This window comes from Paenibacillus monticola, assembly GCF_009664975.1.
In the GTDB taxonomy this organism is placed as follows: Bacteria; Bacillota; Bacilli; order Paenibacillales; family Paenibacillaceae; genus Paenibacillus_AQ; species Paenibacillus_AQ monticola.
In genome coordinates, this window is sequence record NZ_WJXB01000008.1 from 144,395 (window position 1) to 159,980 (window position 15,586).

16 protein-coding genes are annotated in these 15,586 nt (G+C 49.8%); 13 read left to right on the top strand and 3 right to left on the bottom strand.

The annotated features are described in order from the left end of the window. Positions 1–260: 260 nt before the first annotated feature. Complete coding sequence (locus tag GJB61_RS20500; RefSeq protein ID WP_154120883.1) at positions 261–1,310, top strand: lactonase family protein; 1,050 nt, start codon at positions 261–263, stop codon at positions 1,308–1,310. Positions 1,311–1,401: 91 nt separating this feature from the next. On the opposite strand, the gene GJB61_RS20505 is transcribed toward GJB61_RS20500, so the two are convergent. Continuing rightward, positions 1,402–3,696, bottom strand: coding sequence for an alpha/beta hydrolase family protein (locus tag GJB61_RS20505; RefSeq protein WP_195724416.1), 2,295 nt, complete (start codon positions 3,694–3,696; stop codon positions 1,402–1,404). 399 nt (positions 3,697–4,095) lie between these two features. On the opposite strand from GJB61_RS20505, the gene GJB61_RS20510 reads away from it, so the two are divergent. The 4 genes from GJB61_RS20510 to GJB61_RS20525 all read left to right on the top strand — a co-directional run bounded on the left by GJB61_RS20510 (position 4,096) and on the right by GJB61_RS20525 (position 7,373). Beyond that, positions 4,096–5,202 (top strand): sulfate ABC transporter substrate-binding protein, encoded by a 1,107-nt coding sequence (locus GJB61_RS20510; protein ID WP_154120885.1) that lies wholly within the window; start codon positions 4,096–4,098, stop codon positions 5,200–5,202. A 39-nt stretch (positions 5,203–5,241) separates the two neighbouring features. Further along, positions 5,242–6,081, top strand: a complete 840-nt coding sequence (gene cysT, locus GJB61_RS20515) for a sulfate ABC transporter permease subunit CysT (protein ID WP_154120886.1) — start codon at positions 5,242–5,244, stop codon at positions 6,079–6,081. A gap of 81 nt (positions 6,082–6,162) precedes the next feature. Then, positions 6,163–7,026, top strand: coding sequence for a sulfate ABC transporter permease subunit CysW (gene cysW / locus GJB61_RS20520; protein ID WP_154120887.1), 864 nt, complete (start codon positions 6,163–6,165; stop codon positions 7,024–7,026). 107 nt (positions 7,027–7,133) lie between these two features. Next, positions 7,134–7,373, top strand: a complete 240-nt coding sequence (locus GJB61_RS20525) for a YezD family protein (protein WP_154120888.1) — start codon at positions 7,134–7,136, stop codon at positions 7,371–7,373. 100 nt (positions 7,374–7,473) lie between these two features. Here the strand turns inward: GJB61_RS20525 and GJB61_RS20530 are convergent, their stop codons facing one another. Beyond that, entirely contained in the window at positions 7,474–7,782 is a 309-nt protein-coding gene (locus tag GJB61_RS20530) for a hypothetical protein (protein ID WP_154120889.1), read from the bottom strand. Between the two features lie 224 nt (positions 7,783–8,006). Between GJB61_RS20530 and GJB61_RS20535 the strand changes: the two genes are divergently transcribed. The 3 genes from GJB61_RS20535 (at position 8,007) to GJB61_RS20545 (ending at position 11,143) form a co-directional block, all read left to right on the top strand. Beyond that, a complete protein-coding gene (locus tag GJB61_RS20535) occupies positions 8,007–8,411 on the top strand; it encodes a GNAT family N-acetyltransferase (protein WP_154120890.1) in 405 nt (134 codons plus the stop codon). A 91-nt stretch (positions 8,412–8,502) separates the two neighbouring features. After that, positions 8,503–9,135 (top strand): NAD(P)-dependent oxidoreductase, encoded by a 633-nt coding sequence (locus GJB61_RS20540; protein WP_154120891.1) that lies wholly within the window; start codon positions 8,503–8,505, stop codon positions 9,133–9,135. A 304-nt stretch (positions 9,136–9,439) separates the two neighbouring features. Then, positions 9,440–11,143: an NAD(P)H-hydrate dehydratase gene (locus GJB61_RS20545; protein ID WP_154120892.1), complete on the top strand. Its 1,704-nt coding sequence runs from the start codon at positions 9,440–9,442 to the stop codon at positions 11,141–11,143. Positions 11,144–11,149: 6 nt separating this feature from the next. On the opposite strand, the gene GJB61_RS20550 is transcribed toward GJB61_RS20545, so the two are convergent. After that, on the bottom strand, positions 11,150–11,701 hold the full coding sequence (locus tag GJB61_RS20550; RefSeq protein WP_195724417.1) for a hypothetical protein: 552 nt from the start codon (positions 11,699–11,701) through the stop codon (positions 11,150–11,152). A gap of 223 nt (positions 11,702–11,924) precedes the next feature. On the opposite strand from GJB61_RS20550, the gene GJB61_RS20555 reads away from it, so the two are divergent. The 5 genes from GJB61_RS20555 to sdaAA all read left to right on the top strand — a co-directional run bounded on the left by GJB61_RS20555 (position 11,925) and on the right by sdaAA (position 15,582). Next, positions 11,925–12,533, top strand: coding sequence for a TetR/AcrR family transcriptional regulator (locus GJB61_RS20555; protein WP_195724418.1), 609 nt, complete (start codon positions 11,925–11,927; stop codon positions 12,531–12,533). A gap of 336 nt (positions 12,534–12,869) precedes the next feature. Next, positions 12,870–13,454 carry a DUF4269 domain-containing protein gene (locus GJB61_RS20560; protein ID WP_154120895.1) on the top strand — a complete coding sequence of 195 codons (585 nt, stop codon included), beginning with the start codon at positions 12,870–12,872 and terminating at the stop codon, positions 13,452–13,454. 16 nt (positions 13,455–13,470) lie between these two features. After that, positions 13,471–13,893 carry a GNAT family N-acetyltransferase gene (locus tag GJB61_RS20565; protein WP_154120896.1) on the top strand — a complete coding sequence of 141 codons (423 nt, stop codon included), beginning with the start codon at positions 13,471–13,473 and terminating at the stop codon, positions 13,891–13,893. Between the two features lie 103 nt (positions 13,894–13,996). Then, positions 13,997–14,707: an L-serine ammonia-lyase, iron-sulfur-dependent subunit beta gene (gene sdaAB, locus GJB61_RS20570; RefSeq protein ID WP_154120897.1), complete on the top strand. Its 711-nt coding sequence runs from the start codon at positions 13,997–13,999 to the stop codon at positions 14,705–14,707. Continuing rightward, a complete protein-coding gene (gene sdaAA / locus GJB61_RS20575; protein ID WP_154120898.1) occupies positions 14,704–15,582 on the top strand; it encodes an L-serine ammonia-lyase, iron-sulfur-dependent, subunit alpha in 879 nt (292 codons plus the stop codon). Before sdaAB ends, sdaAA begins: the two co-directional genes overlap by 4 nt. The last annotated feature ends 4 nt before the right edge of the window (positions 15,583–15,586 follow it).

The following is a 15,586-nucleotide window of genomic DNA, read 5'->3' on the forward strand; positions in this document are numbered from 1 at the left end:
TCATCTCCTTAATAATGTTATCTTCGATGTTTACTATTAACCGCTTGTAGATAGTTTAAATCATGTGTAAAAAATTGGAGGCATCTTTATAGTTTGCCCAGATTGAATACTTTAATTCACTGATGTATTGCAAACGCAAACATGCTATAGTGAAAAAATGTACAGATAATGGCAATATAGATCAGTTTGTCACTGTGCTCTGATGTATATTTTTTTCAAAACTGTAAAGGCTGCTAATTACTCTAGGAGGAGTCGCTGTCATGGAACGTTACGATGAAATGTTGTTTTATGTTGGAACCTATAAGCCTAAAGGAGAGAAGGCCATTCTCTTATGCTCTTTGAATTTGATCTCTGGGGAGATTAGAAATCTGGCAGGTATCTCAGGTATTGAGAGTCCGTCATATTTAGCTGTAAATAGGACGAAAAGTGTATTGTATGCGGTTAGTGAGCAGGAGAAGGGTGAGATTCATGCCTTTTCCATTGACGCCCACACCAGAGAGTTATCGCCACTCGGGAGCCAGCAGACAGAAGGAGGATCTCCTTGTTATGTTTCGATAAGCCCGAAGGATGATTACATATTCGTCTCCAATTATATGGGAGGAAATGTCAATGTATTCCCCGTGAATGAAGATGGATCACTTCAAGTAATGTCTGACCAGGTTAGACATCAGGGTTCGGGGCTTCGCCAAGACCGCCAAGAGGCGCCGCATCCCCATTCCGTGATTCCGGACAGCAGCGGTAGACGAATACTCGTCTGTGATCTGGGTCTGGATCAAATTGTGTTCTACCAGTCTGAAGAAGGCAAGCTGATAAAGCATCATGAGATGAAACTGCCACCCGGTTCAGGGCCACGCCATTTGGCTGTTCACCCTTCGGGACAATGGGTCTATCTAATCAATGAGCTGAACAGTACGGTCACTGTATTTGAGAGCGATGAGCAGCTTGGAGAACTCACAATATTGCAGCACATCAGCACGCTTCCAGAATCCTATAGTGCGGGTAGCAATGATACTGCCGCCGACATTCATATTTCACCATGCGGACGTTTTCTGTATGCTTCAAACCGGGGACATGACAGCATTGTCCTGTTTCATATTCATGCTTCCACAGGTCTGCTTGAGGCAGCAGACTGGCAGAAATCTGGTGGACGTACACCGCGCAACTTCGCTATCATGGGCGGGTTCCTGCTTGCCGCTAACCAGAATAGCGGCAATATCACCACGTTCACTATCGACGGTGACACAGGCAGATTGATTCCCACAGGCAATATACTGGAGCTAGCTTCTCCGGTCTGCATTACAGCGGTGTGAGACGAATAATTAAGGTATGTAACAATACAAAGGGCCTCCTCTGCTGCGGATTAGCGCGGCAGGGGAGGCCCTTTGTATAATGGCAGTTTGTTTACTTAACTGTTGTTGTTCCGGTTCCTCCATCATAGAATCCAATATCATCGAGCATAATCTTGTCACCTTTCTCTTGGAGATAGAAGGTGATTGTGGTCAGCTTCTCGGGGTCTAGTGAAGGCTCTTCCTTCTGAAACTCTTCGAACGGCAATTCATAAGTCTGGAAAATCGCCTCCGAGAGATCGCCGTATTTGCCATCGCTCATCCGTTCCTCTAACCAAGGAGTCCAGGTGAACTGAGTCTGCGGCAGGGGTAGAATCTTCCGTAACTCGTTCAATGGAAGTCGTGCACTGGTCCCCTTTTCGTCTGTCAGCTCAATTTCCACATCCGGGGATAGCGGAGTTTCCTGGTTGTCTTTTACCTTGTCAGCGTCGTGGTTTGCCAGGGAGAAGCTTAGCCCCTGTGCACCCTCCAGGCTTAGTTCAGTGACTACCCCACTCTTAAGAGTAATGCTATAAGAGGCAACCTCGCTCTCTTTGGCTGTGTGCTCCAGAACGACACCGTAAGTCGCTTTGCTCTTGGATTCGCGGTCCTTGGCGAGCTCTTCAGTCCAGAGTAATCCCGTTGCTTCTGCAGTTCCATTCCCTGCTGTGTTTTTGTTGCGATCCTCATCAAAGGTCACTATTGGCCGAAACCCGCCACTCTGGAAACGGTTATAGTAGGTGGTCTCCGGTAGCCACTGCAGGCCACTGCGGTAATCATGGAATAAGTCCTGATATTCTTTCTTTCCATGTAGTGTGCTCTCCAGAAAGGCAGATACATAAACTTTGGCGATCTGCCTCTGGTCATTGCCGTCCATAATCTGGCTGCGGCTTAGAAACAGACCCGCAGGTAGTGCCTGATCCGTAAGACCCCAATCACTATTAAATTGGCTATGATTAGCATCGGCAATATAGAGCGAGCTCTTAAAAGCATTCGAGTTACGTGAATAGGATGTACGAATGTATTGCCGGTCACCGTAGAAATCATGTACATCCCCATCGCGGGCACCCTGGAGTGTCAGGTAATTAACATCATTGAGCCTCGCCTGCTGACCGTCTATCGCCTTGTCTGTAGGAGCCAAAGCGATGACTGAAGCAATATGGAAGGCATCCGTTGCGGCAAGTACAGGATCACTTTTGAACCAGCGACCAGCATCTGCAGCCATAGCCACCGCCTGACCTCCACGGCTATGCCCGAGTAAAGCCGTTTGTGCGAAATCGATTTTTTGATAAAAAGGATTGCCGGACTCTTTCGAGAATGTTGCGATTTGCTCCAAATGCTTCAGAATCATCCAGGTCCGGACTTTGAAATCATTGTCCGGGATACCGGACCATGCGGAGTAGTTTAAGAAGTTCTCGTCCAGAGATATTGCAATGAAACCCCGGCTTGCCAACAGCTCGCCCAGATAAGCATAACCCCCTTCAGAATAATCCTCCATCATATGATTGCCATGCACCATTAAGACAAGCGGGTAAGGCCCTTCACCCTCAGGCATCCAGACCTGTGCGTTTAGGGGAAGTGACTTGTAACCGAAGCCCCAGAATAAGGTCCGTAGCTCTGACCAATCCTTAATATAAGCAGAGGCATCTACTTCAGCAGAGATAAGACTTGCGTCTGCGCCGTACTCTGTACGATGTAAATCTTTGCCGCTGGCATAGGTGAACCTGTGCCAGCTATAATTACCGGGCACTCCGGGATCTGCAGCGCTTAGCGGTACAACATCTGTATCCACCGATCCCTGCAGAGGGTTCCCTTGCCCCCCGTTTACTAGAGTAAGGGGGAACAAGCTCAGCGCTACCAGTAGAATTATTCCCGTGACCCGCCGTGCTACCTTTCCGCTACGCAGGAGACCCACCGCCAGACCGGCCAGACCGCCTAGCAGAGTTACGAGGACAGCAATGACAGCCGCAGCTTCAATCTCTAAATCAGCGTAATAGAGTATTAGTAGAATTACTCCCATATCGCTCAACAAAAAACCCGCAAATAAGCGTGGAATGCGCATTCCGGTCAATGCCAGCAGTATAGCTACAACATTGCCGGCAATGGCCAGCACGATGGTCCCGGCACCTGCAGCCAGCAAGATGTCGGTCGCTACTCCGAATCCGGTGGGTATACCCAGAATGGAGACGGTAAAAGCTAAAAACCCGATCAACCATAGACCGGAGAGTGCTGTCCTCCACAAGGCGGTATCATAACGGTACGTTTCTCCAATTCTTCGTCCCATCTCTACCAATATACGCCTGTACAACCGTGGCCTCAGCGGTGCAGGTGCTGGACCATACGCAGGTCCATACTCCAAATCCATGCCCATAATTGACTCCCCTGACATTCGCGTTAAATTTCGTTTCCCCTTAAGATGTAGCAATAATATTACTTTATAGCATCAATAACAAGTGGGTCTTACAGGAACAACTGCCAGCATGTTTAACTATACCGGTGCCCATTAAGAAAAAAAGGTTTGACAGGGTAGATGGGTTTCAGTATTATGTCCTTATAACCTACTAAAAAGGTAGGAATAATTAATTAGATGTTCTTACCGTACGAACGGAGGAGCGCCCGCAATATGGCTAAGCAGACACGTGTCCTATAGGGACCGGTTTGACCTACCCTAAGTGGGCCTTCCTCCGTTCTTTTTTTAATCAACCTCAACATTGTATTCACCGGAGGTATTGCTAGATAAAATATCAAAAACATGGGGGAGTGGTTCGAAATGAAGAAAAGGAATAAAAAAGGGCTTCTGGTTGGCTTTTCATTACTGTTAACGGTAGGGCTCGCTGCTTGCGGCAGCAATAATAATACAAATGCTGCGACGGATGCACCAGCGACCAATTCTGGTAATGCCACCGCAACTGCCGAAGCGACGAAGGCACCAGCTAAAGATCCGGTAGAACTGCTTAACGTTTCCTATGACCCTACTCGCGAACTTTATGAGAATTATAACAATGCATTTTCGGCTCATTGGGAGCAGGAAACCGGCCAGAAGGTAACGATTAAACAATCGCATGGAGGATCGGGTGCGCAGAGCCGAGCCGTGCTTGACGGTCTGGAAGCGGACGTAGTGACACTGGCACTTGGTTATGATATTGATGCACTGCAAGAAAAAGGACTTATTAATGAAGGCTGGGCCAAGAAATTTGATCTTAACAGCTCCCCATACACTTCCACTATCGTATTCCTTGTACGCAAAGGCAATCCGAAGGGCATCAAGGACTGGCCGGATTTATTGAAGAAAGATGTAGAGGTTATTACTCCAAATCCTAAGACTTCAGGTGGTGCGCGCTGGAATTATCTAGCAGCTTGGGGTTATGCACTGGATCATAACAATAACGATGAGGCCAAAGCGCAGGAATTTGTAAAAGAATTGTTTACACATGTTCCTGTACTGGATACTGGTGCACGTGGTTCAACAACAACTTTTGTAGAGCGGGGAATTGGCGATGTACTGATTGCTTGGGAGAATGAAGCTTATCTGTCGGTAAAAGAGTTGGGACCCGACAAGTTTGAGATTATTAATCCTTCCGAGAGCATTCTGGCTGAACCTCCGGTTGCTGTAGTGGATAAGGTAGTGGATAAAAGAGGAACACGTGAGGTTGCAGAAGCTTATCTGAAGTATCTTTATTCTGAAGAAGGACAAAAAATCGCGGCTGAGAACTACTACCGTCCTACACTGGAAAGTGTTAAAGCGGAGTACAAGGATAAGTTCCCGGATATCAAGCTGTTCACGCTTGCTGATAAGTTCGGAACATGGAAAGAAACACAGGAGAAGCACTTTAATGACGGCGGGATCTTTGACAAGATCTATGTACCGGGCAGCTGATCGGCAAGCAAGCCGAAGGCAAGAAAGGATGAATAAGGCATGAATGTCACCACTACAGCTGCAGCACGACGCAAGGTGTTGCCTGGCTTTGGGCTCACGATGGGCTTCAGCGTACTTTACTTGAGCCTCGTTGTTCTGATCCCGCTCTCAGCGCTGCTCTTTAATTCGACGGGTCTCAGCTGGGTGAAATTCTGGGATGTAGCCACGGATGCAAGGGTGCTGGCTTCCTATCGTGTCAGTCTGACTACGGCTGGGGCTGCTGCTTTTGTAGATGCTTTTCTAGGTCTGTTGCTGGCCTGGGTGTTAGTGCGCTACGAGTTTCCGGGCAAAAGAATGTTCGATGCTCTGATCGATCTTCCGTTTGCACTGCCAACGGCCGTAGCAGGTGTCTCACTGACAGCACTGTACTCTACAAACGGGTGGATTGGCTCTTGGCTGGAGCCGCTGGGACTTAAGGTCGCCTTCACACCGCTCGGGATTACACTCGCTCTGATGTTCATCGGTATTCCGTTTGTGGTTCGAACGGTTCAGCCTGTGCTTGAAGATCTGGACTGCGATATGGAGGAAGCTTCTGCGACGCTCGGTGCAGGCCGCTTCCGGACTTTTCGTTCGGTCGTGCTGCCGGAGTTGATTCCTCCGCTACTGACCGGCTTCGCGCTGGCTTTTGCCCGTGGTATCGGTGAATTTGGCTCTGTCGTATTCATCTCCGGCAACATGCCGATGCGGACGGAGATAGCTCCGCTGCTCATCATGTCGAAGCTGGAGCAATACGATTATGCCGGAGCTACAGCTGTGGCGCTGCTTCTGCTCCTGATTTCTTTTCTTATGCTGCTAGTTATCAATTCGCTTCAGCGTTGGGCTCGTAAAACGTCTCGGTAGAATGTAGTGTGCTTACGAAGCAAGTTTTGTACGAAGTAACTCATGAAGTCAATGCTAACAAAACTTTTGGGAGGAATAATTATGGCGGGCACTGTCCCCCTCAACGTACCTCGGCTGAAGAAGAGTGTGTCTTCGCCCGCGACGAGGGAATCCACTGCTGTAAAATGGGTGCTGATTGTCGCCGCTGGCTTGGTCTTGTTCTGGCTGATTGCTCTGCCACTGATCGTTGTGCTGACCGAGTCATTGAAAAAAGGCTGGGGCGTATATGTGGCTGCGCTGACAGATCCCGATGCCGCGTCAGCCTTACGGCTGACACTGCTTGTTGCAGCGATCACGGTACCCCTCAACACCATTTTTGGGGTAACGGCGGCTTGGGCGGTGACCAAATTTCGTTTCCGCGGCAAAGGCTTTCTCATCACATTAATTGATCTGCCTTTTGCTGTATCGCCGGTCATTGGCGGACTTATCTTTGTTCTGGTGTTCGGCGCACACGGCTGGTTTGGTTCCTGGCTGAGCGCCCATGATATCAAGATTGTGTTTGCGCTTCCGGGGATCGTACTGGCAACGCTTTTTGTGACCTTTCCTTTTGTGGCGCGCGAGCTTATACCGCTGATGGAGGATCAGGGCACACAGGAAGAGGAGGCGGCCATTACATTGGGGGCACGCGGTTGGCAGGTCTTTTTCCGGGTAACCTTGCCCAATATTAAATGGGGCCTATTGTACGGTATTATTCTGTGTAATGCGCGGGCCATGGGTGAATTCGGTGCGGTGTCTGTCGTATCCGGACATATCCGCGGGGAGACGAATACCCTACCATTGCATGTGGAGATTTTGTATAACGAATATCAATTTTCGGCGTCTTTTGCCGTAGCATCATTATTGCTGCTGCTGGCGTTAGTGACGATGATCATTAAAAGCTGGCTCTCACGCAAAAATGCTCATTGACAGCACTTTTGATTCCGTGCTAAGTTAATTCTTAGTATACAGCTGGGTAATTACGGAATTTAGTTCGGCGGGAGATGATCCCGACCCGGGGAAAGGGAGGCTGGAGAATGGCTAAACCGCTGAAGGTGGATGAGATATGGTTGGAGCGGATTGCAGGACTTCTGGATGAAATGGAATTCGGCTCATTGCATATAGTGGTGCATGAAGGGCAGATTGTCCAGATGGAGCGAACGGAACGCAAGCGTTTTGAGAACGGAAATGCAAATGCAACCCCAAATGCAAATACACGTTATAGTGGAGAGACCGGAAGCCGGCGGACCGATTCCCGTTCTGTAGGACGAGGATAGAAGCTACTATTGCACTTATAAATTGTTATCAAAAAAGACCCGCTACTCTCAATGAATTTGAGGAGCGGGTCTTTTCAGTGAGCGGCAGTATGCGCTCTGATTAATAGCGTGGGGTCCGCCGTGAGGTGGAGACACCTTCTACCAGCAGCACAATAGCAGTGATACCGTGCATAATCCAGCCAACGAAAGGAATTAGCGCTACAATTGAAGTGACTATTCCGAGAATATTTCCGATAAAAGGTCCACGTTCTTTTAGCAGTACAATAACAGCAACAGCATGCAGTAAAAAGGCTATGCCAAGCGGGGTCCAACCATTAGCTACTACAAAGAGTCCACCGATAAACGGCAGGGCCAAAAAGGCTTCATACGCGAAAGTTCCCCATTTTAGGAGTTTTGCTAAAGGAGACATTATACTTCACCATCCTAATTAGAATTATTGTAAATGGATAGATAAGGCAGTGTTGTTATCCACTATTTCATAAGTTGTATTACGTAGGAAAAGAGCTGTCGTTTCAAAGTTGTGGTACACTGGTTACCCTTGTTGTGAGCAACGCTGTCGTATATATTGGTAACAGTATGCAGTAGGGTCACTAAATCGCACAAGAGAGCGAAAGAAGCAGGGGGATCTAGAGTATGGAGAAGCTGGTTATCCGCCATGAAGCACCTTCAATTGAGCAGTATTTGAAGCTGCGCCATGACGCTGGACTTAGTCCAATGAGTGTGGAGGGAGCCGGGATCGGACTGCCGCGCTCTTCTTTTGCTGTGACATTATATGAAGAAGATCAACTTATTGCTATGGGACGTGTGGTTGGGGACGGGGGTTGTTTCTTCCAAATAACTGATATAGCGGTAACTCCCTCCCACCAAGGACGTGGTCTCGGAAAAATAATTATGCGTGAAATAGCTGCTTATCTTGATACGGTACCTGATAAGGCATACGTAAGTTTGATTGCAGACGGGGAAGCAGCAAAACTTTATGAGCAATATGGTTTTGTGCCAGTTATGCCGCAATCACAGGGGATGTTCCTACGGCGTTAGGTTAAGGGATTAATAATGATTGAAGGCTATAGAGGGAAGAATATCAGAAAGGCGCGTAAGGGCCTTATCGGAGAAAGTGAGGAAGTAGAAGATGGATGTTGTAGTGATAGGTGCATCAGGAACGATTGGGAAAGCGATTGTACAGGAGGCGTTGAAAAGAAAACATCAGGTGACAGCAGCTGTGCGCAGACCAGAGTCTTTAATCATAGAGCATGAGCGTCTGCAAATTGTAACGGTTGATGTCTTGGACCCCGCTTCAGTAGCGGCTGCAGTCCGTGGGCATGAAGAGGTGATTAGCGCTTACGGGCCGGAAAAAGGGCACGAGCTTGATCTGCTCACTGCGGCAGCTTCTCTGGTACAAGGCCTGCAGACAGCGGGAGTAGCCCGGTTACTTATTGTTGGCGGTGCAGGTAGCCTCAAGACAGAATCCGGGGAATGGCTCATGGATACACCGGATTTTCCTGAAGAGATTAGACCACTGGCCGCTGCGCATGCAGATGCCTATGAGATCTATAGAAGCTCTGAGCTCGACTATACGTATGCAACTCCGGCTGCCTTGATCCAGTCAGGGCGGCGAACAGGACATTTCCGCATCGGATTGGACCGACTTGTGCTGGATGAGAACGGTGACAGTATCATCAGCGTCGAGGATTTTGCAGTGGCTATGATTGACGAGCTGGAAGAAGGGAATTTCAGCCGGACCCGATTTACGGTTGCGTATTAATGATGTGGATTGGGTAGCTAAACGGACACAGGAGACGTTATTTCCTTGAAATAGGCCTCCTTTCATTGCTGGCGGACTGAGATTCCGTTATTGCACCTGAAAATGTGAAATAAGACTCTGTATTCATGAATAGCGGATTCTCTGTCCGCTGCTGCTCCCGATTAGGCCATATTCCCGAGAATAACGGATCTGTAGTCCGGTTAAGGGGAAGTCTTTGTCGTATTGCCGGGCTGATTGATAGTATAGAGTAGATGGTGTTAGAAGTAGGCTAGAAGGGTAGAAGGGTAGAAGGGGGCTGAACTACATGTATCTGGTGACTGCGCAGCAAATGCGGGAATTGGACCGCGAGACGATTGAGCGGCTGGGAATTCCGGCGATTGCGCTGATGGAGAATGCCGGTCGGGCTATTGCGGAAGAGATCATCGCCCTCTGCCGGCGGCGGGGGAGAGGAAGCGCAGCACCCGCTTCGGCTGGAAGCTATGAAGCGGGTGGGTATAGTGTAGTGGGCGAGTATAGCATAGCGGACGGGCATGCTAAAGCGAGTGGAAGCGGCGGAGTGGACGCCGCGTGGAAGGGGTTCATGGTCAGCGACGATGTGGCGCTGACCTTGGACTCTGCCGCCGCCGAACACTGGCTGATCCTCGTCGGCAAAGGCAACAACGGCGGCGATGGCCTCGCCGCCGCAAGGTACCTCAGCGAGGCCGGCGTCGCCGTCACGCTGGTCTATGCAGTGCCGCCGGAGTCGCTGACCGGCGAGGCCGCCCTGCAGCGCGATGCCGCTGCAGCCATGGGCCTGTCCGCCGTAGTATACGGCCGGGACAGGCTGGACTTTGCCGAATGCAGCGGCATCCTGGATGCGCTGCTCGGCACCGGCGCCGCGGGAGCCCCGCGCGGCGCCTATGCGGAGCTGATTGCCGCGGCGAATAGCAGCGGCAAAGCCATTGTGTCCGCGGACATCCCTAGTGGTCTGAACGCGGACACGGGGGAGACGCATGAGCCGTGCATTCATGCGTCTGTAACAGTATGCCTCGCGTTTCTCAAACGCGGGCTGCTGCAATATCCCGGTGCGGCAGCAGCCGGGCATGTGGTAGTTCGGTCGATCGGCATCCCTGCTTCCCTGGCTCGGGAAGCGGGCGTGACGACCTACCTGCTGACACCGGAAGTGCTGCGCACACGCCTGGATGTGGACCTGTCCCGCTGCCGGTCGCCCGAAGGCCATAAGGGCACATATGGGCATGTACTGGTGGCGGCGGGCACAATGCCCATGAGCGGCGCCGGGCTGCTATCTGCCCGTGCCGCGCTGCGCTCAGGCTGCGGTCTGGTGACTTGGGCGCTGCCGCAGAAGCTGCTGCCTTTTGTTATTGGCGCTGCACCCGAGCTGATGCTGGCGGCAGTTGGCAGCAGCCCAGATGGGAGCTGGGAGGCCGGAACGGCTGCAGAACTGCTGAAACTAAGTGTTGAGCGAGATGTTATGGCCGTGGGTCCAGGCCTCGGCCGGTTTACGGGAGATAATGACTGGCTCCGCAGACTGTGGGAGGAGACGGCTTGTCCTCTCGTTATAGATGCAGATGCTCTGAATATATTGGCGGAGCAGGATTATAGCAGCTGGAATAACCGGCGCCAGCCAGTCATTCTTACCCCTCACCCCGGAGAAATGGCCCGGCTTGCGGGATTATCTACGGCCGAAGTGCAGCATGACCGTATCGGCCTCGCGTTGGCCTACGCGCAGGAGCATGGCGTTATCCTTGTCCTGAAGGGAGCGCATACCGTAATTGCCACTCCAGAAGGTCAAGCTTATGTAAACACCACCGGTCATCCAGGTATGGGTACCGGCGGAGCGGGTGATGTGCTGACAGGCGTTATTTCCGGACTGCTGGCTCAGGGGCTAAAAGCCGTGCAGGCGGCTGCCTTTGGTGTATACCTGCACGGGTTGGCTGGAGAGCGAGCTGCTTATCGGCGTCATAATCCGGCGTCCTTAATCGCCGGGGACATTATAGAAGAACTCTGACCCCTGTCAGAGCAGGAGCAGACACAAAAGCGGCACGAACAGCGCAAATATAGGGAGTAACAGCGGGAATCTTTCCACCACCAGCTGCGCTATCCGGAACAGCAAAAGTCCGGCAATCCCGCCAATACCCCACAGCATTGAATCTCCACCCTGCTCTGCGACCAGCCAGAAGCCTGCACCGAACCCTGCAGCAGCGTATATGAACAGGGCCAGGATCTGGGAAGTGGAGCGCAGTATGCGTAGAAGAGCATCAGCTACCAGAGCGGTAGGTAATCCATAGGCGTAGATGGCATACGGTAAAGAAATCGGCCAACCCTTCGGGATACCGTCGTTTTGCGGAAATCCAAGCAGAAGCAGAGAAATGAGCAGAAAGTTTAATCCGGCACAGGCCAATTTACTTAAGGCGTATAAGCCAGCTGTTAACCGGACCGACGGGATATCGTAGTCATTCATTTTGTTCATAAGCAGCTGTCCTTTCCAAGGAGAGTGGATGTGACTGCCGGACTGGAGATGAATCCGGTAGTTCTCAGCTTGTAACCATATCCCCTCCGTTGACATGGTTTTCCGTTCTTAATATTCCTCTTTGCGTTCCCTCTTTCCGTATATTTCTATGCGTATGCCTAGAAATGGGTGCGCCGTTATCGCGTCTAATGTCTTCAATTCTCGGATAAAAAATAAACTTGACAGGTTCGAGATTATTGATTTGAATTCATTCAACGAGTGTTTGGTCTGTTAATATAATCTATGAGAGGGTGGAGTACTCATGTCTCAAGTCACCCAAATGAAAAAGAAAACAAGCAGGGACATCCAAGCAGCAGAGAGGAAGCAACAAATTCTGGATGTCGCTAAGCGTTTGTTCGCGGAGAATGGATATCACGCAACTTCCATGCGGGAATTGAACAAAGGACTCGGAATGGGCGAAGCTTTGACCTATCACCACTTTCCTGGTGGCAAGCTGGAAATTCTCAACGCCGTTCTTCAAGCCGCACAAGAAAAAAGAATAAAATCAATCATGGGTTCCATGGAATTTCTCGGTGAGGATATGCCCCTAAGGAAATCTCTCCTGACGTTTGCCCATAGATTGACTGAGCAATTTATGGATGACAAAGAATATTTTCAGATATTATTCAGAGAAAAAAATCTATTGAATAACGAACAATTGTCGCTCATAAACGAGCTAACCCTGCAACCGTTAGAGGCAATGGCTAATTTTTTGGCAGATCGTGCTGCACTAGGTGAAGTCCGGGCTATGGATTTTCCTATCGCGGTGAGCCAATTCACTTCTCAAATCGCCGTAATTATTTTCCGCAAAATGTTTTTTGATGTAGATACAGATAGCCAATGGCTGGAGCGGATCGTTGATCATTACGTGAGTTTGTGGTCAGGTTAATTTTTTTGTCTGTTTGACTCAACAAACGTTTGGTAACGGTGGGAGCTGCCGTTATTGCATTGGTTCTAGCCTTTTTCATCAAACGTAAGGAACCTTTGAAGAAGACATTGGCAGCTCAAAACTAGTATTAAAACTCCTAAGAATGAGTGTTGGATAGTGTTGGCCAATAAAATAGTAAATGCCCTCTACTTGCCGTTTTGGCTAAGATGAGGGCATTTTGTATTCACTTAAGAGGGACACACGCGACTGTTATTTTATATTATAATTACTTATACATATTCTACTGCGTTAAGCTGAAGGTAGATATTTCGGAATTATTAATTATTGGAGGTAAGCATGTCGGGAACTAGAGATTGGCGTAATCTTGCCTATTTGCTGCGTGGCTCAACGGTGCAGAAGGAGGTCTACGATCTGCTTCTGCAGTTGGATATCATGAATGTACTGGCTGAATATGAACCGATGCTGGTGGGTACTGTACCGCTGGGGCTTCAGGTAGAGAGTAGTGATCTGGATATTATTTGCGAGGTTTATGATCAAGAGAAGTATACGGCGACAGTCCGCCGCTATTTTGGCAAAATGGATGATTTCTGCATTGTAACGCGAATGGTTAATGGAATGCCTCGCTGCAAGATTAACTTCCGAGCAGGTAGATGGCCTATAGAATTATTCGCTCAGCCTCTGGGTACGGGACAGCAAAATGGCTGCCTGCATATGATTGTCGAAGCACATATATTAGATTTGCTGGGCAATGAATTCCGCGAACATATTATAGACCTGAAATCAGGCGGTATGAAGACGGAGCCAGCTTTTGCACATGTTTTGAGCCTGAACGGTGATCCCTACGAGGCGTTGTTGGCGTTAGGGGAGCTGGAGCTAGAGGCTCTGGATTCTCTATGCAAGAAGTCATATTTAAATACATGAAAGTGGAGGAATAGCAATGATTTACAGAGACATGGTTGCGGAGGATTATGAGGCGGCTTATAAGCTGTGGGAGAATACGGAGGGTATGGGGCTCAGTGGAGCGGATTCGCGGGCTGAGATCGTAGGTTATTTGGAACGCAATCGTGGCTTCAGCCAAATCTGCATGCATGAGGATGGTACTCTTGCTGGGACAGCGCTCTGCGGACATGATGGGCGCAGAGGTTATATGTATCATGTTGCGGTTAGCAGTGATAGTCGTGGATTGGGAGTGGGCCGTGAACTGGTGTCCCGTTGTCTGGACAAGCTGCGGGCAAACGGCATCGCTAAATGCCATCTGATGGTTATCGAGAGCAATGTGCTGGGGCGCCGCTTCTGGGAAAGTCTTGGCTGGCAGTACAGAGATGGAATCGAGCTGTATTCCCAAGACACCTGTATATAGTGGAGTATATAACAGTGAATGTAACAGTGAAGTCCAGCAACTTGTGCAGTATAATATAAAAGCATAATAGAAGAGTCAAATTCTAATCGCGGGAGGCCTGAGTATGCGTTTTAAAGATGTATTCTCAATTATTGGTCCGGCAATGGTCGGGCCTTCCAGTTCGCATACAGCAGGAGCTGCGCGAATCGGGAGAGCTGCCCGGCAGGTGCTGGGTGAGCTGCCGAGTGTGGCAGAAGTGACGTTCTTTGGTTCTTTCTCGGCTACCTATCAGGGGCATGGTACAGATCGGGCAATAGCTGGCGGACTGTTGGACTTCACTACTGATGACCCTCGGCTGCCCGATTCTTTAGAGCTTGCGGCTGAGGCCGGGATGGAAATTTCCTTCCGGCAGGGAACCGGATTATTTCCTCATCCCAATACGGTTCGCCTGCATTTAACCGGTCGGGATACGGGAAGTGAGTTGACGCTGACGGGAATATCGATCGGTGGCGGCAATATAGAGATCGTGGATATCAATGGCTTTGGAGTGAAGCTCACAGGCATGTATCCAACGGTTCTGATTGATCATATGGACTATTTAGGTGTTCTGGCCAGTGTTACGGATGTGATGCGCAGAGGCCATTTTAATATCGGACATATGTCTTTGGATCGGAAAAATCGCAGCGGAGCAGCCTTGACGGTGCTTGAGCTGGACGAATCCGCTACACCTGAGCTGATCCATGATTTAGAGGCTTTGCCTGCTGTGAAATCAGTAAAGCTGGTCAACTTAAATGAAGGTACACAGGAAGAGAAAGGGAAGGAAAGTACATCATGAATTTTCAAACATTGAGTGAGTTGGCCATATTATGTGAGGAACGCGGTTTAGGCATCGGAGCTCTGATGTTAGAAGAGCAAAGTGCAGAATCCGGACGTCCAAGTGAACAGGAGTTCGCTACGATGAGCCAATATTATGGAGTGATGAAAGAAGCGGTTCATCGGGGCATGACTGAAGATACCACTTCACGTAGTGGACTTACGGGGATGGACGCTCAGCGTGTCGGTGCATATAACACAGCGAATGAGCCGTGTCTTGGCGAATCAGCGGGTCAAGCGATGGCTTACGCATTGGCTGTATCTGAAGTGAATGCATCAATGGGACGTATTATTGCTACGCCCACAGCAGGTTCCTGCGGGATTATCCCGGGTGTATTCCTCAGCTGTCAGGAGCGTTTTGGTTGGAGTGACGACTATATGGTATCCGGCTTGTTCGCCGCGGGTGCGATTGGTTATGTCATCGCCAACAATTCATTTGTCTCCGGTGCTGAAGGTGGTTGTCAGGCCGAAGTTGGTTCAGCCATTGGAATGGCGGCGGGCGCGCTGACCGAACTGCGTGGCGGAACACCTGCACAAGCAGTACATGCTGTGGGTTTGGCGCTGAAGAACTCGCTGGGTCTTATCTGTGATCCGGTCGGGGGGCTGGTCGAGATTCCTTGTATCGTTAGAAACGGTTTTGGCGCAGTGACTGCATTAGCAGCCGCGGATATGGCGCTAGCTGGTGTTCGGAGCGTTATTCCGTCTGATGAAGTAATTCAGGTGATGCTGGAGGTAGGTTCAGCGATGCCGGAGAAACACCGCGAGACAGCAGGGGGTGGCCTGGCACAGACACCCACCGGCCGCAAAATCATGAAGGATCTACGCAGCAAGAAGTAATTGA